The organism is Aeromonas sp. FDAARGOS 1414 (genome assembly GCF_019047065.1).
GTDB classification, from domain to species: Bacteria; Pseudomonadota; Gammaproteobacteria; order Enterobacterales; family Aeromonadaceae; genus Aeromonas; species Aeromonas veronii_A.
The window spans coordinates 1,116,833-1,142,724 of the sequence record NZ_CP077210.1 but is presented as its reverse complement, the minus strand read 5'-3'; the positions used below and the strand labels follow the sequence as shown (position 1 = coordinate 1,142,724).

Genomic DNA, 25,892 nt, shown 5'->3' with positions numbered 1-25,892 from the left:
TCAGGGCTTAGGCCAGAGTAAGGGCATCTTCCACCAAGGCTTTCTGCTGCTTGGCATGGACGGACATGTAACCAACCGCCGGTGAGGCGGACGCCGGACGACCGGCATAACGCAGGGTGGCTCCGGTCGGCAGCACGTCATCGTAGTTGTGACGGGTGCAGTACCAGGCGCCCTGGTTTTGCGGCTCTTCCTGACACCAGACAAAATCGGTGACGTGGCTGTAATCGTCCAGAATGGCGCGCACTTCCTCTTCCGGGAAGGGGTAGAGCTGTTCGATACGCACGATCGCCACATCCTTCTGCTCCGCCTTGCGACGGGCTTCGAGCAGGTCGTAGTAGACCTTGCCGGAACAGAAGACCACCCGCTTGACCGCTTTCGGATCCAGCGCGTCGATCTCGCCAATGGCGTTCTGGAAGGTGCCTTCCGCCAGCTCTTCGAGCTTGCTCACCGCCAGCGGGTGGCGCAGCAGGGATTTGGGCGTCATCACGATGAGCGGACGGCGCATCGGACGTACCACCTGACGACGCAGCATATGGAACACCTGCGCCGGGGTTGAGGGCACGCACACCTGCATGTTGTGCTGGGCGCACATCTGCAGATAACGCTCCAGACGGGCGGAGGAGTGCTCCGGGCCCTGCCCCTCGTAACCGTGCGGCAGCAACATGGTCAGGCCGCACATCCGGCCCCACTTCTGCTCACCGGAGGAGAGGAACTGATCCACCACTACCTGGGCACAGTTGGCGAAATCGCCGAACTGGGCTTCCCATATGGTGAGGCCAGCCGGCTCGGCGCTGGCGTAACCATATTCAAAGGCCAGTACCGCGTTCTCGGTCAGCACAGAGTCATACACCTCGAACGGGCCCTGCTCGTCGTGCAGGTTGCACAGCGGGGTGTAGGTGCTGGCATCGGTCTGGCTGTGCAGCACGGCGTGGCGGTGGAAGAAGGTGCCACGGCCGGAGTCTTCACCGGTAAAGCGGATGCGGGAACCCTTGTCCACCAGAGTGGCGTAGGCCAGGGTCTCGGCAAAGCCCCAATCCACCAGCTTCTCGCCCGCTGCCATCAGACGGCGGTCTTCGTAAATCTTCTCGACCTGACGCTGCAGCACGTGGGTTGCCGGATACTGGCTCACCCGCTCGCCGAGGCTCTTGAGGTGATCCATCGGCACGGCACTCTCATAGGCCATGTTCCAGTCGTGGCCCAGATACGGCGTCCAGTCGACGGAGTGTAGCTCCATCGGCCGCCACTCCTTGCTCACCCGCTCACCGCGATCCAGCGCTTCACGATACACGTTGACCAGTTCGGTCGCCCGCTCCTGAGCGAGGCTCCCCTCGGCCACCAGCTGATCGGCGTAGATCTTGCGCGGGGTCGGGTGCTGCTTGATCTTCTGGTACATCAAAGGCTGGGTCGCGCTCGGCTCATCCGCTTCGTTGTGGCCGTGACGACGGTAGCAGACCAGCTCGATCACCACGTCGCGTTTGAAGGTATTGCGGTAATCCAGCGCAATCTGGGTCACCAGCACCACGGCTTCCGGATCATCCCCGTTGACATGCAGCACCGGCGCCTGCACCGCCTTGGCGATGTCGGTGCAATATTCGGTGGAGCGCAGGTCACGGATATAGGAGGTGGTGAAACCAACCTGGTTGTTGATGACGATGCGCACCGTCCCGCCGACACCATAGGCGCGGGTCTGGGACATGTTGAAGGTCTCGGCCACCACGCCCTGACCGGCCATGGCCGAGTCACCGTGAATAGTGATGGGCAACACGCTGGAGCCATCCTTGTCACCGCGACGATCCATGCGGGCACGGACCGAGCCGATGACCACGGGGTTGACGATCTCGAGGTGAGAGGGGTTGAACGCCAGCGCTAGGTGGACGTTGCCACCCGGGGTGGCGAAGTCGGAGGAGAAGCCCATATGGTACTTCACATCACCGGTACCCCAGGATTCGCCATGCTTGCCGGCAAACTCGTCGAACAGATCCTGCGCGCGCTTGCCCAGCACGTTGATCAGCACGTTGAGACGACCGCGGTGGGCCATACCGATAACGGCCTCTTTGCAGCCCTGCTCACCGGCGCGACGGATCAGCTCCTTGAGCATGGGGATCATGGCGTCGCCCCCTTCCAGCGAGAAGCGCTTGGCTCCCGGGAACTTGGCGCCCAGATATTTCTCCAGCCCTTCGGCGGCGGTCAGGCTCTCGAGGAAACGGGTCTTCTCTTCGAGGGTGTAGCTCCCCTTCCCTTCAATGGATTCGAGGCGCTGTTGCAGCCAGCGCTTCTCTTCCGTGGAGGTGAGGTGCATGTAGTCGGCACCTATGCTGCCGCAATAGGTCTTCTTCAACGAGGCGTAGAGGTCGGAGAGCACCATGGTCTCGCGACCGATGGCGTAGGAACCCACATTGAAGGTGGCCTCCATATCTGCGCCCTGCAGGTTGTGGAACGCAGGATCCAGTTCGGCAACGGTTTCACGCTGCCACAGGCCCAGCGGGTCCAGATTGGCATTCTGGTGACCACGGAAACGGAAGGCATTGATCAACTGCAATACCCGCACCTGCTTGGCATCCACTTGCGGATCGGAGACGGGGGCACTGTAGCGAGAGGGATCCTTGGCCAGACGACGGAAATAATCGCGGACCTGGGAGTGGGGTTGTTCGACCGCATGGCCATTGACCTGGGGCAGCTCGCTAAACAGGCTGCGCCACTCATCGGATACGGAGTCAGGATTTTCCAGGAAGGATTCGTACAAATCCTCGATATAGCTTGCATTCGCACCAGCCAGGTGAGATGACTCCAACCAGGCCTTCATCACGCCGTTATGCATTTCTATCCCTTGTACTTCTTGTTACTGCTACGCAGCTTGTAGGGTTCAAACAGCCATCCTGCCACGGGTGGGATGGCTATCCGGAAGTCGGGCCAGCACAGGGCCGGCCCAAATACTAAACAGCCCGATTGAGCAACATCGACTTGATCTGGCCAATCGCCTTGGTCGGGTTCAAGCCTTTCGGACAGACGTTCACGCAGTTCATGATGCCGTGGCAGCGGAACACGCTGAAGGCGTCGTCCAGATTACCCAGCCGTTCGGTGGTCGCGGTGTCGCGGCTGTCAGCCAGCCAGCGGTAGGCGGCAAGCAGCCCGGCCGGACCGATGAACTTGTCGGGGTTCCACCAGAAGGAGGGGCAAGAGGTGGAGCAGCAGGCACAAAGAATACACTCGTACAGGCCATCCAGCTTGGCACGCTCTTCGGGGGATTGCAGGTGCTCACGCACCGGCGGCAACTTGTCTTCATTGATGAGGAAGGGTTTGACCTTCTCCCACTGGGTGTAGAACTGGGTCATGTCGATCACCAGATCACGGATCACCGGCAGGCCGGGCAAGGGGCGGATAACGACCTTGTTGCCCTTCTTCAGCAAATCGGAGAGCGGGGTGATGCAGGCAAGACCGTTCTTGCCATTCATGTTGAGACCGTCAGATCCACAAACCCCTTCGCGGCAGGAGCGGCGGAAGGCGAGCGTGGGATCCAGCTCTTTCAACTGGATCAGTGCATCGAGCACCATCATGTCGGAACCTTCAGGAATATCAAGATGATAATCCTTCATATGGGGGACGTTATCAACATCCGGATTGTATCTGTAGACAGAGAATGTGACGTTCATAGGGCTGGCTCCGCAATCAGTAAGTCCGAACCTTGGGCGGGAACGCCTCACGGGTCTTGGGTGACATGTTGACAGCACGACGGGTCATGGACTCGGTGTCCGGATGATAGAGGCTGTGGCACAGCCAGTTCTCATCGTCGCGATCCGGGAAGTCGAAGCGGCAGTGAGCACCGCGACTCTCGGTACGGAAGTTGGCGGCAACCGCCGTGGCAAACGCCGTCTCCATCAGGTTGTCCAGCTCCAGGCACTCGATGCGCTGGGTGTTGAACTCTTTGGAGGTGTCATCCAGACGTGCTGACTTGAGGCGCTCGCGGATAACCTTGAGCTCGGCCAGCCCCTCTGCCATCGCAGCCCCTTCGCGGAACACGGAGAAGTTGTTCTGCATGCAGCGCTGCAGGTCTTTGCGGATCTGCACCGGGTCTTCCCCGTCACGGCAATTTTCCCAGCGGTTGAAGCGGGCCAGTGCGGCATCCAGATCCGACTCAGAGGCATCGCGACCATGTTCCATCTCGCCCAGAGTGTTGACCAGATGCATGCCGGCCGCGCGGCCGAACACCACCAGATCCAGCAGGGAGTTGCCACCCAGACGGTTGGCGCCGTGCACCGAGACGCAGGCAATCTCGCCCACCGCAAACAGACCGACCACCGGCACATCGTTGCCGTTCTTGTCCTGGGTCAGGCACTGGCCATTCACGTTGGTCGGCACGCCACCCATCATGTAGTGGCAGGTCGGGATGATCGGGATCGGCTCTTTGACCGGATCCACGTGGGCGAAGGTGCGAGAGAGCTCGCAGATCCCCGGCAGACGGGATTCCAGCACCTCTTTGCCGAGGTGATCCAGCTTGAGCTTGATGTGCGGGCCCCAGGGACCGTCGCAGCCACGGCCTTCACGGATCTCGATCATGATGGAGCGGGCCACCACGTCGCGGCCGGCCAAGTCCTTGGCGTTCGGGGCGTAACGCTCCATGAAGCGCTCGCCATCTTTATTGAGCAGATAGCCGCCTTCACCACGGCAGCCTTCGGTTACCAGCACCCCTGCCCCGGCGATGCCGGTCGGGTGGAACTGCCACATTTCCATATCCTGCACGCCGACGCCAGCACGCAGCGCCATACCGACACCGTCACCTGTGTTAATGTGGGCATTGGTGGTGGACTGGTAGATACGACCGGCACCGCCAGTCGCCAGCACGGTGGCCTTGGCCTTGAAGTAGACCACTTCACCGCTCTCCATATCGATGGCAGTACAACCCACCACATGGCCATCCTGGTTTTTCACCAGATCCAGCGCATACCACTCGGAGAAGACGGTGGTCTTGTTCTTGACGTTCTGTTGGTAAAGGGTGTGCAGCAGGGCGTGACCGGTACGGTCGGCGGCCGCTGCGGTACGAGCAGCCTGCTCGCCACCGAAATTCTTGGACTGACCACCAAACGGACGCTGGTAGACAGACCCGTTATCGAAACGGGAGAAGGGCAAGCCCATGTTCTCCAGCTCATAGATGGCTTCGGGGCCGGTTTTGCACATGTATTCAATGGCTTCCTGATCACCGATGTAATCGGAACCTTTTACCGTGTCATACATGTGCCACTGCCAGTTGTCATCGTGGGCATTGCCCAGCGCAACCGTGATACCGCCTTGGGCGGAAACCGTGTGAGAACGGGTTGGAAAAACCTTGGACAACAGAGCGCAGCTCTTGCCGGACTGGGCAATCTGCAGCGCGGCGCGCATACCGGCACCACCGGCACCAATCACCACAGCATCAAATTCACGAGTTGGAATAGTCACCTTACACACCCCACAGCACGACGAAACCCGTCATCAGATAGACAAACAGCACCACGACCAGGGCAAATTGCAGCGCCCCGCGCAGCCCTACCGGCTTGATATAGTCGGTCAACACCTGCCACAGACCGATCCAGGCATGGATCAGTACGCAGAGCAGGGCCAACAGGGTGAATACCTTGGTGAAGGTATTGGCGAAGAAACCTGTCCACACCTCGTAGGTGATGTCGTTGAACGCGACAAAACTCACCAGATAGAGGACATAGCAGGTCATGATGAGGGCGGTGGCGCGGATCAGGATGTAATCGTGAACGCCGCTGCGCCCGAAAGTTGCAGAATTGGTTACCATACAAGCACTCCCGCCAATACAGCCAGGATCGCGGTGATCACGAAGGCCACACGGGCACTCTGATTACCGGATTCCAGCTCTTCCCAATAGCCCATGTCCATGACCAGATGACGCAAACCGCCCACAATGTGGTAAGCCAGCGCAGTCAGGATCCCCCACAATACGAATTTGACCAGGAAGTTGTCCATGATGGACACCACGGTCTCAAATCCTTCGGGAGAGGCGAGTGAAGTGCCAAGCATCCACAGCAAGATGCCCAGTGCAACAAAGGTAATAACCCCTGAAACACGGTGCAGGATGGAGGCGATGGCAGTGACAGGAAAGCTGATCGTTTGTAGGTCGAGGTTGACCGGTCTCTGTTTGTTTTTCACGCTTGCCCACTCAGCTCTATTGAGCACGTTAGTTATTGTTTTAACTCACACTTGAGGGCACGGGATGGTGATTGTTGGCTATTTGTTACCAAAACACTCTGAAAAAGCCAAAACGCGAATTTTTGGTTTCACATCAGGCTTTGCCAAAGCGTTTCAAACACCAGCAGCCATGACCCACGTGGCGCAGTATATCGACGGCCTTAACCGAAGACAATCAAACAGCTACAAAGAAAACACAAAACCGCAAACTTGATCGCATATTTAATTTAACATTCCGTTAATGCCTTTAATGCCGCCCCAGCAAAATTGACATTGATAGGGAACTCTGTTTCAAATAGGGCGCTCCAGCCACCTCGGTATGGGTAACAACCTTTGCCAGCGTCATAAAAGTCGTAATAGAGTAGGACTGGAACCAAATTATAAAGAGCAAAGGAGACGTGCTATGGCTGATAAGATAGCCACCCTACACCTGCCCGGGAAAGATCCGGTTGAACTGCCGATCCTCTCTGGAACCGTTGGACCGGATGTTGTCGATGTTAGAAAGCTGGGTGGGCAAGGGTATTTCACCTTTGACCCGGGCTTTATGGCGACCGGTTCTTGCAAATCTGCCATCACCTACATTGACGGGGATCAGGGTGTCTTGCTGCACCGTGGCTACCCCATCGCCCAGTTGGCCAAAGAGTCCAACTACCTCGAAGTCTGCTATATCCTGCTCTACGGCGAGGCGCCCACCAAGGCACAGTTTGCCGATTTCCAGCGTACCGTGACCCGCCATACCATGGTGCACGAGCAGATTGCCTTCTTCTTCCGCGGCTTCCGTCGTGACTCCCACCCCATGGCCATCATGTGTGGTGTGGTGGGCGCACTCTCTGCCTTCTATCACGACGCCCTGGACATCAACAACGAACAGCACCGCGAGATCTGCGCCTTCCGCCTCATCTCCAAGATGCCGACCCTGGCGGCCATGTGTTACAAGTACTCCATCGGCCAGCCGTTCATGCATCCGCGCAACGCCCTCTCCTATGCAGGCAACTTCCTGCATATGATGTTTGCGGTACCGACCGAGGAGTACAAGGTCAATCCGGTGGTCGAACGCGCCATGGACCGCATCTTTACCCTCCATGCGGATCACGAGCAGAATGCCTCTACCTCAACCGTCCGTCTGGCTGGCTCCTCCGGTGCCAACCCGTTTGCCTGTATCGCCGCAGGTATCGCCTCCCTGTGGGGTCCGGCCCATGGTGGTGCCAACGAAGCCTGCCTGCGCATGCTGGAGGAAGTAGGCTCGGTGGATCGCATCCCCGAGTACATCGCCAAGGCCAAGGACAAGAACGATCCGTTCCGTCTGATGGGCTTCGGTCACCGTGTCTACAAGAACCATGACCCTCGTGCCACCGTGATGCGCGAAACCTGCCACGAAGTACTGACCGAGCTGCAGATCAAGGATCCGCTGCTGGACGTGGCCATGGAGCTGGAGCGCATCGCGCTCTCCGACCCCTACTTCATCGAGAAGAAACTCTACCCGAACGTGGACTTCTACTCCGGTATCATCATGAAGGCGATCGGTATCCCGATGAACATGTTCACCGTGATCTTCGCCATCTCCCGTACCATCGGCTGGATTGCCCACTGGAACGAGTTCCACTCCGATCCGGATAGCAAGATCGGCCGCCCGCGCCAGCTCTACGTGGGCCACCCGCAACGGGACTTCACGCCGCTTGATCAACGCTAATGAACTGAATCAACATGGTTTGTTACAAAGGCGGTCATTGACCGCCTTTTTGTTTGCCGCTTTAATGCCCTTTTCAGCTCAAGGAGCCCTTATGAAACCTCTGCTTGCCAGCGCCGTCCTGCTGCTCACCGCCTGTCAGGGCACCACGGTCCAACAGGGTGAGACCCTCTATATCAACAGCCAGCTGGTCGATTGCGTCGGGGTTGGCCCGATGCAGTGCATGCAGGTTCGCAGTGATGAGCAGCAGCCCTGGACGCTGTTCTACCAGAATATTGAAGGTTTCCAGTTCGAGCCGGGCTACCGGTATCAGCTCACAGTCAGCAAGGAGCAGCTCACCGATGTACCAGCCGATGCCCCCTCCCTGCGCTATCAGCTGATCAAGGTGGTGAACAAGGTCGCCAGCAAGTAACAAACACTATCAAAAAACGGGGGATGGCTGATGCCATCCCCCGTTGGTTTATGGGTACTGCGCCTCATCAGGCACGATCAGGTCGGCGCCAGCGCCATATGTAGCAGCGGATAGGGCTTGCCCTGACCATCCAGCGGCGAGCGACCCGTCACGGTGAATCCCATCTTCAGATAGAAGCCCACCGCCTGTTCGTTCTGCTCTTTGACGTCAACCAGCGTCGCGCCGCACTGGCTGATGGCATGTGCCACCAGCAAACGCCCCACGCCACTGCCGCGCACCGCCGGTGCCACAAACAGCATCTCTATCTTGCCATCGCATAGCCCGCAAAAACCGGCAATACGCCCCTCTTCTGTGCGGGCACAGTGCAGTGTCACCGCATCGAAGTAGTGCTCCAGAATAAGCGGCTTGAGCGCGAGGATCTCGGCCTCGGGCAGGAAGTGGTGGGACGCCCGCACCGAGGCCTCCCACAGCGCGATCAGGGCCGGATAATCGGCCCGCGTTGCAGTATCAATCTTCATCAATGACTCTGTGTTGCAGCCCGCAGGATGACTGTGGCCTCCCCGCGAGCCAACCTGATTAGCGCGCCTGTACCGCTTGCAGCAGCACCGACATATCAGCATCAAAGTGGCGGCTGCGGATCGCTTCGCGAATATCCGCTTCGCTATAACGGCTGCCCGGGTAGACCACCACGCAGGAGGTGTCGCCCGGTTTGAGGAAGTGGGTCTCGCCAAACGGGGTATAGCGGGTGGCACCGATACTGATGAGCGCATGGGGAGGATGTCCCGCCTGCGCCAGCAGTCCCTGAATGTGCTCCGCCGGCCCCTCATCCTGCTGATGATTGAACTTGTCGATGGCCCAGTCGAGCAGCTTGCCGTGGAAGTAGCTGTAGTCGATGGCGGCGCTGTCTACCCCGTAAGCGTGCAGCTCGCCATCGCGCTCCAGATAGCAAGCGATGCGATAGTCATCGAGCTCGCAACCGGCGGCAAAACCGGAAAGCGGCAGCAGATTGGCCGCCAACCCCTTGCTCTCTTCGCCCCAGTTCTTCTTCTCGCTGATCTTCTTGGCATTGGGACGACGGATGGAGCAGTCGTTATAGGCGCCAAAGGCACGGGGATGGATCGCTACCACCTGCTTGCCGGCATACTCCAGCTCGCACCAGAGGGCCACTTCCGGCTCGATCTGCACCTTCTCGTCACCACTGACCGCCGCCTCCGGCAGGAAGATAGCCTTGTCGCTCAACGGGAATACCCCGAGCTGACCCGGATGGCCCGGCACGAAAAAGGGGAACAGCGCCTTGGGCGCCGTGGTATCCCGCACGACTACCGCTACGAAGTCCGACGCTTCACCCGCCTGCTCCAGATGACCGGCGAAATTCCCCGCGACCCCGAGTCCGATAAATTTGCTCTCTGCTGCTATCTGCATCTTGCTCACCTGCATCTTGACCACGCAAGGTAGCAGGCCCGTCGCCCACTACCGCTAAAGTGGCAAGATTAAACCACAAGGGCCCCGCCTTCGCCCAGTCCGGCCCTGTCGTGGTGTGCGCCAGTCCACTTTTTTAGGGGCGAGAAGGCTGTGGTGAAACAGCCATTGCGTACTCTTCCAGCTACGCTGGTCACCACGCAGGAAACAGTGCGTTTCCTGTCTCTCCCCTCTTTCTCCTTGGGACTCAACCTCATCTTTGTTAGGCTGCCTGCATGCAAAACAACGGTGCGCTTGAGTGCGCCACTGCTCATCACGGTAACCCCATCGGAGAGAAAACGGATGATCGACAAACTCGCCTGGCTCACCTTTAAAGATCGGCAACTGCTCTGCGCCCGCTCCCACGGCAAAGCCATCTACTACATCCCCGGCGGCAAGCGGGAACCGGGTGAGAGCGACGAGGCGGCGCTGATCCGCGAGATTGAGGAGGAGCTGGCTGTCACCCTGCAGCCCGATACCCTGCGCTTTGCCTGCGAGTTCAGCGCCCAGGCCGATGGCAAACCGGCAGGAGTCGAGGTGCGACTGCGCTGCTACACCGGCGAAGCGAGCGGCACCCCAATCGCCTCGGCCGAAATTGCCGAGCTGCGCTGGCTCGATAGCTCTCACCTCGATGAGCTCTCCCCCGTCTCTCGTCTGCTTTTTGCCTGGCTGGTTGAGCAGGGGTTGATCCGCTGACCCCATAGCCGGGAGCGATACAAACAAAAAAGAGGTGAGCCAATGGCTCACCTCTTTTGCTTCAGACATGGCAGCAATCAGGGCAGTATCACCGCTCGCACCTCCACCTTCGGCGAATCAAACGCATCTTGCGCGGCGATCAGTTGCAGCTCGTAAGCCTGCTGGCGCCAGGTCTCCTGCAGCACCGCATCCACCGAGGCGTTGGTGCGCTCGAACGCGCTGACCGCATCGTGACCGGCCAGCAAATTGGCCAGCATCAGGGCGCTGATAAGATCGCCCACCCCCACCGGCTGGCGGGCAAAGTCATAGAGCGGACGGGCAATCAGGTAATCCCCTTGCGGGGTCGCCAGCAGCATCTCGAAGCGGCTGGAGTCCTGCGCCGCACGACCGAGATGCTTGACCAGCACCAGCTTGACGCCGCGGGCCAGCAGCTGATGGGCAGCCGCGCGGGTCTGATCCAGATCAGCCAGATGGGTATCGCAGAGGGTCTCCAGCTCCAGCAGGTTGGGGGCCATCATGTCGGCCACCGGCAGCGCCTGCTCGGTCAGGAAACGGGTGACGCCGGGAGCGACGATACACCCCTTCTCCGGATGCCCCATCACGGGGTCGCAGAAGTAGATGGCATCCGGGTTGGCCGCCTTGACAGCGTTGACCACGGTCAGGATCTCGTCCCCCTGCTCGGCAGAACCAAGGTAGCCACTCAGCACGGCGTCACACTGGCTCAACACCTCGATATTGCCCAATCCTTTCACCAGCGCACTGATATGACCCGCCGGCATCGCCATCCCCTGCCACCCCTGGGCATATTGGGTGTGGTTGGAAAACTGCACCGTGTTGATGGGCCATACATCCATACCAAGGCGACGCATGGGGAAGACGGCCGCGCTGTTGCCGGCACAACCAAAGACCACGTGGGACTGAATAGAGAGAACGGATTTCATCGGGAATACCACAGCAAAGGATCAGCAAGGTGGGCAATATATCGGATGAAGATAACGATGCGCCACCTTGGCGCGGGATGAACAAGTAATTTCCTGACTAAAGACAGGTTTTTTACGCCATTTGGCCCACGTCAACAAAGTGAGCGGCGCCATGATCCGCCGCATCACCGTCCATCACATGCCGCTGTGCTCAACGGCATAACGGGCAAAGTGATAGACCCATCCCTCATCACACGGCATGTCACTGGGTGGCGAAATCAGCTCAGGCAACACAGTCACCTTGCCACCAGCGGCATATTGCAGGGCCATCAGGGCGCAGAGCGCCGCATCGTAGCGATCGGTGCCGGCCAGCACGTCCGCAGGCAGCAAGGCCGCCAGCTCGGGCCGTGCCGAGGAGGCCTTGCCGCCCACTTTGGCCAATGCCGGATAGACCTCCAGCACGGCGCGACTGGCCTTCGGGGCAACGGTCGGCACCAGTTGCAGACCCGAGAGTCGCGGCAGCATGGAGAGCGCCAGGGTGGCATTATTGCCAAGCCGGTCGAAGGTGGCCGACAGCGGCTTCTTGCCGTACTGCTGATACAGCCAGCGCTCGCAGTCGCGATAGGCGTAGGGGTTGTCTATCTCACGCTCGGGAGCGGCGCAGCTATGTGGCTGGCCATTTAGCAGATCCCGCAAGGCGCGGGGAAAGGCAAGCGGCGCATCGATACCGAGCGCCAGTTGCGGGCAGGCTTCTACCTGCATCAGGGTCAGCTCGTTTTGCAGGGCGGGACGCAGCAGGGCGGCCAGATCCGGCGCCACCCGCGAGCTCAGGCGAAACAGCGGCGACACCCCGAGCCAGTGCAGGCGGTTGGATTCGGCCTGCCAGCCCACCACGGCCACCGCCTGGGCACTGCCCTGCCAGCCACGCACATCCCAGCCGATCCCGATTGCACTCATCTGCCCTGCCGTCATCAATTACCTCTGTTCGCCTGTCACAAGTTGCAAGAGGCACAGGGTAATCAGCAGAGGCCCTTAACGCAAAGCGAACTGCCTTGGTCAGAACGATTTCTGGAAGTTCACCAGTGGCAAAATGGGGAACACGCCGTTGGCGGCATAGTTGGCCAGCCCGATCTGCAAGCCATCGAGGTGCTTGGTCGCATTGATAAAGCCAATCTGGAAGGTGGTACGCTCGGCATAGTTGACGAAGCCGACGTTGGCCAGCGCATTGCCCTTGGCGATATTGACCGCCCCCCAGTTAAGCCCCTGCACATTGTTGGTCAGGTTGACCAGCCCCAGATTGACGCCGGTATCCTGCCCTTCGTGCCAGTTGATGGCGTTGATGGCGACCCCGCCAAACTGGTGGCGCACCCGACCAGCACCCAGGAATACCCCGAGCTGCAGGCCGCTGAACTGATCCACATCGGAGAGGGCGAAGATTGGCAGATCAATACCCTTCACCTGACCGGTCCGACCGTAGAGCAGCGAGGCGCGCGCCCCTTCCACCTGATGGGACGCGGGCAAATTGACCCCTGGCAGCGAGACCTGCACCGGAGTACTGGCCTGCGCGACACCGCACAGAGTAAGGGCGCTGCATGCCAGCAGCAGGCGGGAGAGTGTCATGGGAAGTTCCTTGGGCCATAGAGAGTGGCCCGATCCTAACAGTCAGGGGAGAGTGTGGGCACACCAGCAGGGACGAGGTGCGTCACGATACGTCACGGGTGGCCCTCTCACCTCTCCTTCAGGACTTGCGAAAGCGCCACCTCAAGGACAATCGGCCACTTTTTCGCAACGAGTGGCCCCTCTTCCTTTCTTTGCCTGAGCGAACTGCCTAAAATAGTCGCCCTGCTGTATCCGGCATTCATCCATCTAGAGGATTTCCCATGGAGACGTTTCTGCTCGAAGGTCACCCCTTCGTTGCCTTGTGTGACCTTATCAAACATCAGGGGTGGGCCGATTGTGGCGGCGCCGCCAAAGCCCTCGTTGCCGAAGGGCTGGTCGAGGTGGACGGTCAGGTGGAGACCCGCAAGCGCTGCAAGATCGTGGCCGAACAGGTGGTCAACTTCAACGGCATGAAGGTCGTGGTGAAAGAGGGCGTCAGCCCGGAGATTGGCTAAACCCGTTTCGGGGAGCCACTCTCCGGCAACCCGCTAGCTGGCCTTGATCGACAGGGTCAGCACAAAACGCGCCATCGCCTCATCCCCGTTCAATGACGGACAGGTGGCTACCACTTGGATGGGGCGATTGATGCGCTGACCGCTTGCCAACGATTCGTCGATCATGGCGTCAATCTCCTCCCCCGCTGCGCAGTCGAACTGCACATCCCCCTCCGGTCGTTTCAAAAACTCTCCCTGCACATCCTTGAAGGCAAAGTGCACCTTCTTGCGCCGCTGCCGCCCCTTCTCCATCACCAGCAGACCGCCTACCAGATCGGCGCCGGTCGCCAGCGCGCCAAAATACATGCTGCCCAGGTGGTTGCGGGTACGCCAGCCAAGGGGAATGCGAATGCGCAGCGCCTTGGCGTTCATCTCTTCGATGATCGGGGCACAAAACCCGATGACGGGAATATAGCGCCAGGCAAACAGCCGGAGCGCCAAATTGGCTTTGAAGCGTTGCAAATCCATATGCGAACTGATCCGATGAGTTAATGTAAACAACATGTTGCCTGCATCTGCGCCATTCGACAAGTACAGGGATCACGGTTACGACCTTTTGCCCAACCCAAAAAAACAGAGGGAACCGCACCGGTTCCCTCTTTTCGTTCATGTCGCTGTTACAGCAAATGTGCCGCTCAGGCGCGCTTCTCTTCGAGCCAGGCCCCCTGACTCTGCATCTCGAACAGCTGGGCATAGTGACCGCCGAGGGCCATCAACTCACCATGGGTACCCCGCTCGCTCACCTGACCGCGGGAGAGCAGCAGGATCTCGTCCGCATCGACGATGGTCGAGAGGCGGTGGGCGATGGCGATGGTGGTGCGGCCACGACGGGCAGCAGAGATCGCCTGCGACAGCGCCAACTCGGTCTGGGAGTCCACGCTCGCCGTCGCCTCATCCAGAATGAGGATACGCGGATCTCCCACCAGTGCACGGGCAAAGGAGAGCAGTTGCCGCTGACCGGCGGAGAGGTTCTTGCCTCCCTCCTCCATCAGGGTGTTGATCCCCTGTGGCAGGCTGCGCACAAACTCGGCCAGCTGCACCTCGCTCAGCGCCTGCCAGAGCCGCGCTTCGTCTATTCCGGCCCGACCGAGACGCAGGTTTTCCGCCAGAGTGCCGACGAAGATAAAGGGATCTTGCTGCACCAGCCCGATGCTACGGCGTACCGCTGCCAGCGACAGGGTATCCAGTGCGTGATCATCGAAGCGGATCTGCCCCTGACCCAGCGGATAGAAGCCCATCAGCAAGCTGATAATGGTGGACTTGCCGCTGCCGGTATGGCCCACCAGCGCCAGCATCTGGCCCGGTTTTGCGGCAAAACTGACCTCCCGCAGCACCTGCTGCTCACCATCGTAGGAGAAGCTCACCCGCTCGAAACTGACCCGCCCTTCCAGCGGGCGCAGCTCGCCCTCGGTGCTCTCGCGGGTTTCATCGAGCAGGGCAAAGACCCGCTCCCCCGCCACCATCGCCTGCTGCAGCTGGTTAAGCTGGTTGGTCATCTCGATGAGCGGCTCGATCATCCGCCCCAGATAGCTGATAAAGGCGTAGAGCACCCCCACCTGAATGGCACCGGCGTGGCTCACCCCCTCGTGGGCGAACAGCGCCAACAGACCGATTAGCACCATCATGTAGAAGAGATCGATGAGCGGGCGCAGCAAAATGCCGTTGATCTTGAGGCTCTTGATCCGTGCCGACCAGTGCTGCTGGTTCACCTCGGCAAAGGCGTTGGCAAAGTGGCGCTCCTGCACCATAGCCTGAATGACCGGCATCCCCTGCAGCGACTCGTTGAGGCGGCTGTTGATGTCGGAGAGCAGACTGCGGGTCGCTCGCACCACCGGCACACTCAGTTTCTGGTAGAGCCACATCACCCCGCCCACTGCGGGCAGCAGCAGGGAGCAGACCAGCATCAGCCGCAGATCCAGCAGCGCCATGGAGATGAGGATGCCGCACAACAGCACCACCTTTTGCACCAAAAGGCCGATCACCTGCACATAGAGGTTCATGATCGCCTCGGTGTCGTTGGTGATGCGGGAAATCAGCGAGCCGGATCGATGCTTGTCAAAGTAGCTGGCCGGCAAGCGGATGGCGGTGGCAAACACCTGCTCGCGCAAGGTTTGCACCACCGCCTGGGCGATACGGTTAAAGCGCAGGGATTGCAAATAGAAGCCCGCCGCCGAGAGTATCTGCAAGCCCAGATAGCCCGCTGCAATCAGGGCTATGGTGGGCAGCACGATATTGCGAGGCGCCAGATAGTCATCGATAAAGAGCTTGATCAGCAGCGGCCCGGCCACTTCGGCGCCGGTAGCAAGCAGCAAACAGATCCCCGCCTGGATCAGCCAGCGAGGATACTGGGCGCAGTAGGCGAGCAGTCGTTTAATGGTCGGATTCACAGGCTCTCCTCCACCGCTTCTTCGAGACGCTGATAACGCACCATATCTGCATACCAGCCATTGTGCGCCATCAGGGCACCGTGATGACCCCGTTCGCTAACGGTCCCCTGCTCCAGCACCAGGATCTCGTCGGCCTGCTCCACCGCCGTCATGCGATGGCTGACTAGGATCAGGGTGCGACGATGGGCCTTGAGGGCATGCAGAATTTGCTGCTCGGTGTGGGCATCCACCGCCGAGAGCGCATCATCGAGCACCAGAATGGACGCCTCCAGCAGCAGGGCGCGGGCAATGGCCAGCCGCTGTTTCTGGCCGCCGGAGAGGGTCACCCCTTTCTCCCCCACCTCGGTCTCATATCCCTTGGGGAAGCGCACTATGTCATCGTGGACACAGGCAATGCGCGCCACCCGTTCGACCTCCTCGCGGCTCGCATCGGGTTTGCCCAGGGCGATATTGGCGGCGATAGTGGTGGAAAACAGGAATGGCTCCTGCGGCACATAGGCAAACTGGCTGCGCAGTGTGGCGAGCGGCAGCTGGTCAATCGGAACGCTACCCATGACAATCGAACCGTGAGTCGGATTGGCAAGGCGCATCAACAGCTTCAGCAAGGAGCTCTTGCCTGCCCCGGTGCGCCCCACCACCCCGAGCATCCCCCCTTGCTTGAGGGTAACGTCGATATCCGCAAGCAGGGTGCGCTGCTCAAGTTGATAGCTCACCCCTTTGATCTGCAAAGGAAAGGCAGAGGTAAACGCGGCCGGCTGGGCTGGCTCTTCGATATCGCTGCGCTCCCCCAGCAGGCTTTCGATACGGGAGTAGGCGGCGCTGCCCCGCTCGATGATGTTGAACAGCCAGGCGATGGCAAACATCGGCCAGATCAGCTGGCCGAGGTACATGGTGAAGCTGGTGAGCTCACCCAGAGTCAGCTCATCGCGCAGCACCAGCACACTGCCCCCCGCCACCGTGAGGAAGTAGGAGCAACCGATACAGAGATAGATGACCGGATCGAATTTGGCATCGATGCGGGCCACCGCCATATTGCGCTCCCCCGCCTGTTTGGTCAGCTCGGCAAAGCCTTCATCTTCCAGCGATTCAACCGCATAGGATTTCAATACCCGTACGCCGGAAAGGGCCTCCTGGGTCTTGTTGTTGAGCTTGGAGAAGGCCCCTTGCGCAGCCTTGAACTGGGTGTAGATCTGGGTGCCGAAGCGGTTCATGAAATAGGCCATCACCGGCAGCGGCAGCAAGGAGACAAGCGTCAACTGCCAGGAGTACTGGCTGCACATGATGGAGAGCACCAATACCCCGACCATGATGGAGTCCACCAGAGTCAGCACCCCTTCGCCAGCGGTCATCTCCACCGCCTGAATGTCATTGGTGGCATGGGCCATCAAATCGCCAGTACGGTGGCGCTGATAAAAATCGGGGCTCATCCGGGTGAAATGGCTGAAAAGGCGATTGCGCAGCACATAGGCCAGACGGTAAGAGGCACCAAACAGCATCACCCGCCAAACGTAGCGCAGCAGATAAATCAGCACACCCAGACCAAACAGCCCCGCCAGATAGCGCATCAGGGTACCATTGTCGAGACCACCCCTGGTGATGCCATCCACCACCCAGCCCACCACTTTGGGCGGAATAACGGTCAACAGGGCCACCATCAGCAGCAGGGAGATGGCGGCCAGATAACGGGGCCACTGCTCCTTGAAAAACCAGCTCAATCGTAGAAATACGCTCACACCACCAACCTTTAGCGCTCTCTGCCCGTGACCGCTCCAAGGAGCGGCCATCAGAGAAGCCACGCAGAAATAGAAGAATGAAAACAATCGCCTCCGGCTGGAGGCGATTCGAACGAAAGCTCATCATATCCCGAACCGGGATGGTTGAGAATAATTACTATTTAATTCACTGTGACATGCGATCATTCCCTGATGAATAGGGATTATACGAATTTTCATGCTGCTCACCGGTCAACAGGAAGTGTGACACCTCTTCCCGGGTCTGGCTGAACACCTGTTGCAACTGCTCCAGATCCGTCTCGCTCAGCACCTCGTTTTGCCGCAGGCGCCACTCCAGCTCGCCAGCCACCAATTGCAGACGGGCCGCCGAGATATTGGCAGACACCCCCTTGAGGGTGTGCAGCAGCTTGCTGGCCACCTCGGGCTGCTGACGGCGCAGGGCGGAGCGGATCTCCCACAGATCGTCCTTGTGCTCCGACATGAACAGCTTGAACAGGATCTGCAATGCCTCCTTGTCCTGCTCCAGCCGCTTGAGTGCATCCTGCAGATCGAGGATCCCGATCATATCCGGCGGTTTCACCTCCATGATCCCCGCCTGCACCACCCCTTGCGGCTTCACCCACTGCAGCAGGTTGTTGTAAAGATCCAGCTTGCTCACCGGCTTGGTGACGTAACCATTCATCCCCACCCCCAGGCAGCGCTCCTTGTCTCCATGCATGGCGCTGGCAGTGAGGGCTATGATGGGCACATCGTGCTTGTCGACCATTTTGCGGATCTGGCGGGTGGCATCGAGTCCGTCCAGCACCGGCATCTGCAGGTCCATCAGGATCACGTCAAAAGGCTGCTCGGCAACCCGCTCCACCGCCTCGCGACCATTGTTAACCACGCACACTACCGCATCGACCCGACGTAGATATTCGATGATGAGCTGCTGATTGACCCGGTTGTCTTCGGCCAACAGCACTCGGGTACCCTGCAACAGGGATTTGAAGTGCTGCTGATCCCCCTGAGCCTCTGCCTTGCGCAGATTGAGTTCATAAGAGCTGCCGTTGAGCAACTCGTCCACCTTGGCCAGCAGGGCATTCTCGGTCATCGGCTTGGGCAGAAAATGGGTCAGCCCCATGCTGTCCATCCGGGCGTGCAGCCCCTCTCTGGCCCAGGCGCTGATCATCAGGATGGGTATCCGCCGCCACTGGCTGTGCTGATACATCTCCAGCGCCAGATCGAGTCCATCCTCCTGCCCCATGCGCCAGTCGAGGATTGCCAACCGCAGATTGGGCCCCTCTTCACGCAATAATTGACGGGCACGGGAAAGGGAGTTGACCGGCAGCACTCGCACACCCGCCCGAGTCAGGATGTCCCGAGCCAGATCCAGCACCAGTTCGTTGTCATCCATCACCATCACCAGCGGCTGGTTTTCGAAGAAAACTTTCCGTCCAGCCACACCGTAGACCGCCTGCGCCATCGGGATATCGAACTTGAACAGAGAGCCGACGCCAGGCTTGCTCTCTACGGTGATCCGCCCCCCCATCAGCTCCACCAGCCGCTGGGAAATATTGAGCCCAAGACCCGAGCCGCCATATTTGCGGGTATTGCCCGCCTCCAGCTGGGTAAACGCCTGAAACAGTTGGGTCTGCTTCTCTTCGGCAATGCCGATGCCGGTATCGCGCACACTGAAGCGGATCCGCATTGGATGGGAGTTGGCCAGATCGATGGAGACTTCGACCTCACCACGTTCGGTGAATTTGATGGCATTGTTCACCAGATTGACCAGAACCTGCCCCAGCCGCAGAGGATCCCCACGCAAGAAGACAGGCACCTCCGGCGATTTGCGAATGATCACCTCCACATGTTTGCGCTCCGCCAGATCGGCAAACATGCCCGCCAGCGAGTCGAGCTGCTCGCTGAGATCGAAGTCGATCTCCTCTAACGTCAGCTTGCCGGACTCCACCTTGGTCAGATCGAGAATGTCGTTGATAAGCAGCAGCAAGGTATCTGATGAAGACTTTATCTTGCCCAGATAGTCCCGTTGTTGCTGATCCAGCTCTGTCTGCAGTGCCAGTGAGCTGAAACCGATGATGGCATTCATGGGGGTGCGGATCTCGTGGCTCATATTGGCCAGAAAATCGCTTTTGGCCTGTGCCAGCAAGGCCGTCTGACGGGACAACTCGCTCAACTTCTGATTACGACGCCATAGGGTATAGGCCACCAGCACAAAACTGATCAAGGCACCGCCAAGCACCATTAAATAGAAGCGGTTCAGCAATGATGAAGCCCGCTCCAGCTTATCCATCTTCCAGCGCACCAGGTTATCGCTCACCTGCATATCGATGAGACGATGGCGCAGGGTATGATAAGCCATCACCTGACGACTCAAATCCTTGCTCAGGTTAACCAAGGTGATCACCTCGGGTTGCGAGCCGTAATGGGAAGCAAGAGCACGCTGCAACAAGCTCAGCTGTTGCTGATACTGGTTATCGGCGCTGTGTTGCAAAAAATGGCTGAGTTGGGCCAACTCATTGAGATCACGATGCAAGAGGCTCTCTGCCGGCGTGATAGCGCGTACCTTCTCAAGCTGATGCTGAAAGGGTTGCACGATATATTCCACCGCCTTTTCCATGCTGTACAGTCTGGCCAGCTCCATCTGGTAGAGATCCAAATCCTGCAGCAACCTCTGTGAAAGAGGCGTTTGCTTAACCTCAGCATCACTACGAACCCTGTGAACAAAGCTATCGAGGATACCGGATAACTGGACGAGCCGTTGCTGAACATTGCTATCATTGGCACTCTCACGACCAAGCAGGTAAACACTGTCGGTGTTGATCCGGTTCAGCACTGCCTCCGCTGCCTGATTCAGGCTGTATGCACGCTGCTGTTGACTAAGCAGTTGCCAGCAAAGAACCGAGAAGCCGAGCAACAAGGCAGCAACAAGCAGCAGTACCACAGGGCTCTTCCGTGATCCTTTATTCATCCCGTTTTGACTCTCTACTTATAATGGCCGCTGAATTGTCCGGCTTGAGCAGAGCTCGGAGTGGAAGTGTCCACCCCAGCCGAGCGCTGTGTTAACGTTATTTCACTATTTTAACTCTGGCACTAGTTTCATCACAGCCACCAGAACCGATCTTTAAGGAGACTATTATGTCATTTATCACTACTTATTGTAGCCACTGCTTTACAAGAAACCGCCTGCCCTCCCCCCATGTAACCCACTCCGCCAAATGTGGGCACTGCAAGGCGTCCCTGTTCAGCCAAACCCCTTGCCTCGGGAAGGCGGATAACTTCGATACCCTGATCAACTCCGATATTCCGGTCGTTGTCGATTTTTGGGCCAGCTGGTGCGGCCCTTGCCAGCAGTTTGCTCCAGTATTTCATGATGTTGCCCATGAACTCGAACCACGGATGCGCTTTGTCAAAGTCGATACCGAGCAGCAGAGCACCATTGCCGCCCGTTACGCCATTCGCAGCATCCCCACCCTGATGGTCTTCAAACAGGGTAAAGTGGTGAACCAGATAAATGGATCCCTGCCCAAGAACATGTTCAAGCAGTGGCTGGAACAGCTCATGGATGTTTAACTTATGTTTCAGAAATGTTTGATTTATGTATTTATTTCCTCATTTTTATCAATGAGTGTGTGAGTAGAGACTGATTTTCAATATGTGAGCCTGTTTCAAACAAGTGAATGGATGTAATCTCGGCAACACAAAAACAACCATAAATTAACCGAGAGAACGATATGCACACATCGGCTGTACCCGCTACTCCATCTCGTTGGCTGGATATCAAGACCGGGATCGTGATCCTGGATCTGCTCCTGCTATGCAGCATGCTCGCTTGGCTCCCTTTTGATCCTATGGTCAACAAGGGGCTGGGCATTCTGGTCTTTATAGCTATTCTCTGGCTGACCGAAGCGGTCAACATCACTATCACCGCGATCTCCATCCCGGTACTTGCCACCCTGCTCGGGGTGTTTGATATGAGCAAGTCGTTGACCGACTTCGCAAACCCGGTGTTGTTCCTCTTCTTTGGCGGTTTTGCCCTGGCGGCAGCGCTATCCAAACAGGGGCTAGACACCCAGATTGCCGGTAAGGTGATGCAGCTCGCCAAGGGACACCTCGGCTGGGCTGCCATCGTACTCTTCAGTATTACTGCGGCACTCTCCATGTGGATCAGCAATACCGCTACCGCCGCCATGATGATGCCGCTGGCCCTTGGCATGCTCAAAGGTCTCGACATTCACAAGGAGCGCCGCACACTGGTCTTCGTATTGCTTGGTGTTGCCTACAGCGCCAGTATTGGCGGCATCGGCACCCTGGTAGGCAGCCCGCCCAATGCCATTGCGGCCGCCCAGATGGGGCTGGGCTTCACTGACTGGCTGAAATTTGGCATTCCTGTTGTCCTCATCTTCATGCCAGTAGGCATCGGGCTGCTCTATCTGGTAACCCGCCCCAACCTCTCACATCAGGTCAGCACCGAGCGAGTGACCATAGAGTGGACCGGCCAACGCAAGGTGACCATGCTGATATTTCTGACCACAGTGCTGTTGTGGATTGGCTCCCAGCCTATTGCCCAGGCGCTGGGAGGAATACCTCAATTTGATACACTGATCGCCATGGGAGCCATCATCGCCATCGCCGTCAGCCGGGTGGCCAGCTGGGATGACATCAACCAGAACACCGACTGGGGAGTACTGATGCTGTTTGGTGGCGGCTTGACCCTGAGCGCCATCCTTAAGCAGACCGGGGCCAACGCCTTCCTGGCGGAGCACCTATCCAACGGTCTGGCCACCATGCCGATCTTCGTCATCCTGCTCTGTCTTGCCACCTTCGTGGTGTTCCTGACCGAGCTGGTATCCAACACCGCTACCGCCGCTCTGCTGGTTCCACTGTTTGCCGGAGTCGCAGAGGCACTGGGAGTCTCTCCCATTGTCGTATCCGTGCTGATCGCTGTCGGTGCCTCCTGCGCTTTCATGCTGCCAGTGGCTACCCCGCCCAACGCCATTGTCTTCGCCAGCGGCCATATCCAGCAGCGTGAAATGATGCGGGCCGGCCTGGCGCTGAACCTGGTCTTCACCGTCATTTTGACCCTGCTTGCCTATTTTATGGGCGACATACTGCATTGATGGCTGGTGGCTCGCTCGCCGGGCTCCTCAATCAACACCAGGTTCCAACAAAGCCCCGTATCATCGGGGCTTTCTCTTTTCCTGCACCCCAACGGCCATCTGTCACATCCCTGACCATCGTCAGCTTGTGCCATGCGACAGCAGCGAGAGTACACATGATGATGACTTCAGACTTATGAGCGATACGGGTGCCATGAGATGAGGTGTTCCCGGGAAAGGCTGGTAATAACGACATTAAAATAATATGTGATGCCCTGTACATCTATCACAGATGATCAAGCTTTTTGCAAATGGTGTACAAATATTTACGAATCCAAGCAGCTATAAAAAAACCCCGCATAGCGGGGTTCTCATATTAAGAGGTGATCAACCGATGTTGCAGGGTTTCAGCTTCCAGATACGATCCACATAGTCCTGGATGGAACGGTCTGAGTTGAACTTACCCATGGTGGCCGAGTTGATGATAGCCTTCTTCGCCCACAGTGCCGGATCCCGATACCAGGTATCGATCAGCTTGTGTGCATCCGAGTAGGACTGGAAGTCCGCCAAGGTCAGGTAAGGGTCTCCCCCTTCCAGCAAAGAGCGCTTGATGGAGGCCAGCTCACCCGGACGACCCGGCGTGAAGTAGTCGGTATCAAACCAGTCCAGCACGGCCTTGAGCTCGGAGTTGGCATAGTAGAAGTCGTATGGATTATAACCGCGCGCCTTCAGCGACTTCACTTCGTCCACGTTCAGACCGAAGATGGCACAGTTTTCGGCCCCCGCCTCTTCGGCGATCTCGATGTTGGCTCCATCCAGCGTCCCGATGGTGATTGCACCGTTGAGTGCCATCTTCATGTTGCCGGTACCGGATGCTTCGTAACCAGCAGTAGAGATCTGCTCGGAGACATCTGCCGCCGGGATCAACTTCTCGGCCAGACTCACGCGGTAGTTCGGCATGAACACCACTTTCAGCTTGCCCTGGATACGAGCATCGTTGTTGACCCGATCCGCCAGCTTGTTGATGGCATAGATGATGTCTTTGGCCAGCTTGTAACCGGGCGCCGCTTTGGAGCCGAAGATAAACACACGCGGATGCATGTCATAGTCCGGGTTGGCCAGCAGACGACGATAGAGTGCCATGATGTGAATAAGGTTCAGTTGCTGGCGCTTGTACTCGTGCAGACGCTTGATCTGAACGTCAAAGATCGCCTCGGCACTGACATCGATACCGGTTTCGTCTTTGATGACCTTGACCAGCTTCTCTTTGTTATGACGTTTGATGGTCATGAACTGCTGCTGGAACGCCTTGTCGTCGGCAAATTTCACCACGCCACGCAGTTTGTCCAACTGCAGCGGCCACTCCTTGCCCACCACCTCGTTATAGAGTGCAGCCAGTTCCGGGTTGCACGCCAGCAGCCAGCGACGCGGGGTTACCCCGTTGGTCACGTTGCACATTTTTTCTGGCCACAGCTCGGCATACTCGGGGAAGAGATCTTCCTTGACCAGCTTGGAGTGGATCTCCGCAACGCCGTTCACTTTGGAAGAGCCGATGACGCAGAGGTTGCCCATGCGCACCTTGCGTACACTCCCCTCTTCGATGATGGAGAGTTTGGCTTTAATGGCATCGTTACCGGGCCACTTGGGTTCGACCAGCTCGTTCAGGAAACGGGCGTTGATCTCATAAATGATCTCGAGATGGCGTGGCAACACCTTCTCGAACAGGCTGACAGACCACTTCTCCAGCGCTTCCGGCAGCAGGGTGTGGTTGGTGTAGGAGAAGACCTGATAGCTGATCTCCCAGGCGGCAGCCCAGTCCAGCCCCTCTTCATCCACCAGCACTCGCATCAGTTCGGGAATGGCGATAGTGGGGTGAGTATCGTTGAGCTGGATAGCGATCTGGGCCGCGAAATTGCTGAAGTCGCTCTCATGTACCCGCTTGTAGCGGCGCATGATGTCCTTGATGGAGCAGGCGCAGAAAAAGTACTGCTGGATCAGGCGCAGCTCTTTACCGGCATCGGTCTCATCGTTCGGATAGAGCACCTTGGAGATGGTTTCGGCCTGTGCTTTCTCGGCCTGAGAGTCGATGTAACCACCGGCGTTGAACACGTCCCAGTCAAAAAACTCGGAGGCTCGGGACTCCCACAGACGCAGGATGTTGACGGTGCTGCCGCCAAAACCGACGACCGGGATATCCCAAGGCACCCCTTTGATCTTGCGACCCGCGTGCCAAACCTTCTTCAGGCCGCCATTGTCACCAAACACGGTCTCGACATAGCCATAGAGGGGGACTTCCTGTACCGACTCCGGACGGCAGATCTCCCAAGGGTTGCCATATTCACGCCAGGAGTCCGGACGCTCAATCTGGCGGCCATCCTGGATCTCCTGACGGAACAGACCGTGTTCGTAGTGGATACCGTAGCCCACAGCCGGGTAGTTCAGGGTTGCCAGCGAGTCGATGAAGCAGGCAGCCAGACGACCCAGGCCACCATTGCCGAGCGCCATATCAGGCTCTTGTTCACACAGGTCGGTCAGATCCAGACCGAGTTCGCTCAGCGCCTCTTCACAAATCTTGTAAAGAGAGAGGTTATGCAGGTTGTTGGAGGTCAGACGCCCCATCAGGAATTCAGCAGAGAGATAGTGAATCGCACGAGTATCTTTCTTGAAATGAGTCTGCTGAGTGCGGGTCAGGCGCTCGTACACCTGTTCATTGACAGCCGCAGCAGTGGCTTTCCACCACGCTTCGGGAGAGGCTTTCTGTTCGCTTGTTCCCAAGGTAGAACGCAGGTGACGCACGATACTCGCCTTGAGCTGATCTTTATCCAGTTGGAGATCCTGGTCTGTCTTCTTCTTGGTAGCCATAAACCATATTCCTTCGTTACAAATAAAATTGTTATCCCGCTTGCGGGACCGGCGCTGTTGTTATCTCAAAATATGTACCGGCGTGAGAATACTAACTAAAGCGGCAGAATTAAAAGTTAACGCAAGTCACACTTTAACCGATAAAAACAGCCTGAAAAGCTTGAAAACCCTTTCCTTTAATTGATCGTACAAAAACAAACATTCCCTTTATTATCATAAACTTAATGAAGAAATAAAAATATTCTGGCATGAATAGGTTTTCAGAGATTGCCAAGCCTTGAAAATCCCTGAAAATA

The 25,892-nt window shown here is 58.0% G+C and carries 22 protein-coding genes; 7 read left to right on the top strand and 15 right to left on the bottom strand.

The annotated features are described in order from the left end of the window. Window positions 1-7: 7 nt before the first annotated feature. From sucA to sdhC, 5 genes are all read right to left on the bottom strand, one after another. Window positions 8-2,818 carry a 2-oxoglutarate dehydrogenase E1 component gene (gene sucA / locus I6L44_RS05110; protein ID WP_216953468.1) on the bottom strand — a complete coding sequence of 937 codons (2,811 nt, stop codon included), beginning with the start codon at window positions 2,816-2,818 and terminating at the stop codon, window positions 8-10. 115 nt (window positions 2,819-2,933) lie between these two features. Then, window positions 2,934-3,650, bottom strand: a complete 717-nt coding sequence (locus I6L44_RS05105) for a succinate dehydrogenase iron-sulfur subunit (RefSeq protein WP_216953467.1) — start codon at window positions 3,648-3,650, stop codon at window positions 2,934-2,936. A 16-nt stretch (window positions 3,651-3,666) separates the two neighbouring features. Then, on the bottom strand, window positions 3,667-5,433 hold the full coding sequence (gene sdhA, locus I6L44_RS05100) for a succinate dehydrogenase flavoprotein subunit (RefSeq protein WP_013723668.1): 1,767 nt from the start codon (window positions 5,431-5,433) through the stop codon (window positions 3,667-3,669). A 1-nt stretch (window position 5,434) separates the two neighbouring features. Continuing rightward, the gene (gene sdhD, locus I6L44_RS05095) at window positions 5,435-5,779 is read right to left on the bottom strand and encodes a succinate dehydrogenase, hydrophobic membrane anchor protein (RefSeq protein WP_216953466.1); all 345 of its coding nucleotides are present in this window, start codon (window positions 5,777-5,779) and stop codon (window positions 5,435-5,437) included. Continuing rightward, on the bottom strand, window positions 5,773-6,150 hold the full coding sequence (gene sdhC, locus I6L44_RS05090; protein ID WP_005346101.1) for a succinate dehydrogenase cytochrome b556 subunit: 378 nt from the start codon (window positions 6,148-6,150) through the stop codon (window positions 5,773-5,775). The genes sdhD and sdhC overlap by 7 nt, the downstream gene beginning before the upstream one ends. Window positions 6,151-6,214: 64 nt before the next feature. Between sdhC and I6L44_RS05085 the strand changes: the two genes are divergently transcribed. The 3 genes from I6L44_RS05085 (at window position 6,215) to I6L44_RS05075 (ending at window position 8,288) form a co-directional block, all read left to right on the top strand. Beyond that, complete coding sequence (locus I6L44_RS05085) at window positions 6,215-6,403, top strand: hypothetical protein (RefSeq protein ID WP_216953465.1); 189 nt, start codon at window positions 6,215-6,217, stop codon at window positions 6,401-6,403. A 189-nt stretch (window positions 6,404-6,592) separates the two neighbouring features. Further along, entirely contained in the window at window positions 6,593-7,879 is a 1,287-nt protein-coding gene (locus I6L44_RS05080; RefSeq protein WP_005346116.1) for a citrate synthase, read from the top strand. Between the two features lie 91 nt (window positions 7,880-7,970). Continuing rightward, on the top strand, window positions 7,971-8,288 hold the full coding sequence (locus I6L44_RS05075; RefSeq protein WP_216953464.1) for a DUF4377 domain-containing protein: 318 nt from the start codon (window positions 7,971-7,973) through the stop codon (window positions 8,286-8,288). A gap of 77 nt (window positions 8,289-8,365) precedes the next feature. Here I6L44_RS05075 and I6L44_RS05070 read toward each other — a convergent pair whose 3' ends face one another. Both I6L44_RS05070 and I6L44_RS05065 read right to left on the bottom strand, forming a co-directional pair. Next, on the bottom strand, window positions 8,366-8,806 hold the full coding sequence (locus tag I6L44_RS05070; RefSeq protein ID WP_216953463.1) for an acetyltransferase: 441 nt from the start codon (window positions 8,804-8,806) through the stop codon (window positions 8,366-8,368). 58 nt (window positions 8,807-8,864) lie between these two features. Beyond that, a complete protein-coding gene (locus I6L44_RS05065; RefSeq protein ID WP_216953462.1) occupies window positions 8,865-9,710 on the bottom strand; it encodes a DUF5718 family protein in 846 nt (281 codons plus the stop codon). A gap of 339 nt (window positions 9,711-10,049) precedes the next feature. Between I6L44_RS05065 and I6L44_RS05060 the strand changes: the two genes are divergently transcribed. Beyond that, window positions 10,050-10,442 (top strand): NUDIX domain-containing protein, encoded by a 393-nt coding sequence (locus I6L44_RS05060; protein ID WP_216953461.1) that lies wholly within the window; start codon window positions 10,050-10,052, stop codon window positions 10,440-10,442. Window positions 10,443-10,519: 77 nt separating this feature from the next. Here the strand turns inward: I6L44_RS05060 and pdxY are convergent, their stop codons facing one another. The 3 genes from pdxY to I6L44_RS05045 all read right to left on the bottom strand — a co-directional run bounded on the left by pdxY (window position 10,520) and on the right by I6L44_RS05045 (window position 12,982). Further along, on the bottom strand, window positions 10,520-11,383 hold the full coding sequence (gene pdxY, locus I6L44_RS05055) for a pyridoxal kinase PdxY (protein ID WP_216953460.1): 864 nt from the start codon (window positions 11,381-11,383) through the stop codon (window positions 10,520-10,522). Window positions 11,384-11,557: 174 nt separating this feature from the next. Continuing rightward, entirely contained in the window at window positions 11,558-12,334 is a 777-nt protein-coding gene (locus I6L44_RS05050; RefSeq protein WP_204383358.1) for a DUF429 domain-containing protein, read from the bottom strand. Window positions 12,335-12,418: 84 nt separating this feature from the next. Beyond that, window positions 12,419-12,982, bottom strand: a complete 564-nt coding sequence (locus tag I6L44_RS05045; RefSeq protein WP_005352548.1) for a hypothetical protein — start codon at window positions 12,980-12,982, stop codon at window positions 12,419-12,421. A gap of 260 nt (window positions 12,983-13,242) precedes the next feature. Between I6L44_RS05045 and ybcJ the strand changes: the two genes are divergently transcribed. Continuing rightward, window positions 13,243-13,476, top strand: coding sequence for a ribosome-associated protein YbcJ (gene ybcJ / locus I6L44_RS05040; RefSeq protein ID WP_005361116.1), 234 nt, complete (start codon window positions 13,243-13,245; stop codon window positions 13,474-13,476). A 33-nt stretch (window positions 13,477-13,509) separates the two neighbouring features. Here ybcJ and I6L44_RS05035 read toward each other — a convergent pair whose 3' ends face one another. The 4 genes from I6L44_RS05035 to I6L44_RS05020 all read right to left on the bottom strand — a co-directional run bounded on the left by I6L44_RS05035 (window position 13,510) and on the right by I6L44_RS05020 (window position 20,606). Then, window positions 13,510-13,983 (bottom strand): DUF4442 domain-containing protein, encoded by a 474-nt coding sequence (locus I6L44_RS05035; protein ID WP_019446113.1) that lies wholly within the window; start codon window positions 13,981-13,983, stop codon window positions 13,510-13,512. Window positions 13,984-14,150: 167 nt separating this feature from the next. Continuing rightward, a complete protein-coding gene (locus tag I6L44_RS05030) occupies window positions 14,151-15,902 on the bottom strand; it encodes an ABC transporter transmembrane domain-containing protein (protein ID WP_216953459.1) in 1,752 nt (583 codons plus the stop codon). Then, a complete protein-coding gene (locus I6L44_RS05025; protein ID WP_216953458.1) occupies window positions 15,899-17,635 on the bottom strand; it encodes an ABC transporter transmembrane domain-containing protein in 1,737 nt (578 codons plus the stop codon). The genes I6L44_RS05030 and I6L44_RS05025 overlap by 4 nt, the downstream gene beginning before the upstream one ends. 166 nt (window positions 17,636-17,801) lie before the next feature. Continuing rightward, window positions 17,802-20,606, bottom strand: coding sequence for a response regulator (locus tag I6L44_RS05020; RefSeq protein WP_216953457.1), 2,805 nt, complete (start codon window positions 20,604-20,606; stop codon window positions 17,802-17,804). Window positions 20,607-20,773: 167 nt separating this feature from the next. Between I6L44_RS05020 and trxC the strand changes: the two genes are divergently transcribed. Together trxC and I6L44_RS05010 are read left to right on the top strand one after the other, a co-directional pair. Beyond that, complete coding sequence (gene trxC, locus I6L44_RS05015; RefSeq protein ID WP_216953456.1) at window positions 20,774-21,208, top strand: thioredoxin TrxC; 435 nt, start codon at window positions 20,774-20,776, stop codon at window positions 21,206-21,208. 161 nt (window positions 21,209-21,369) lie between these two features. Continuing rightward, on the top strand, window positions 21,370-22,755 hold the full coding sequence (locus I6L44_RS05010; protein ID WP_216953455.1) for a DASS family sodium-coupled anion symporter: 1,386 nt from the start codon (window positions 21,370-21,372) through the stop codon (window positions 22,753-22,755). Between the two features lie 366 nt (window positions 22,756-23,121). On the opposite strand, the gene I6L44_RS05005 is transcribed toward I6L44_RS05010, so the two are convergent. Then, a complete protein-coding gene (locus I6L44_RS05005) occupies window positions 23,122-25,596 on the bottom strand; it encodes a glycogen/starch/alpha-glucan phosphorylase (RefSeq protein WP_216953454.1) in 2,475 nt (824 codons plus the stop codon). Window positions 25,597-25,892: the final 296 nt, after the last annotated feature.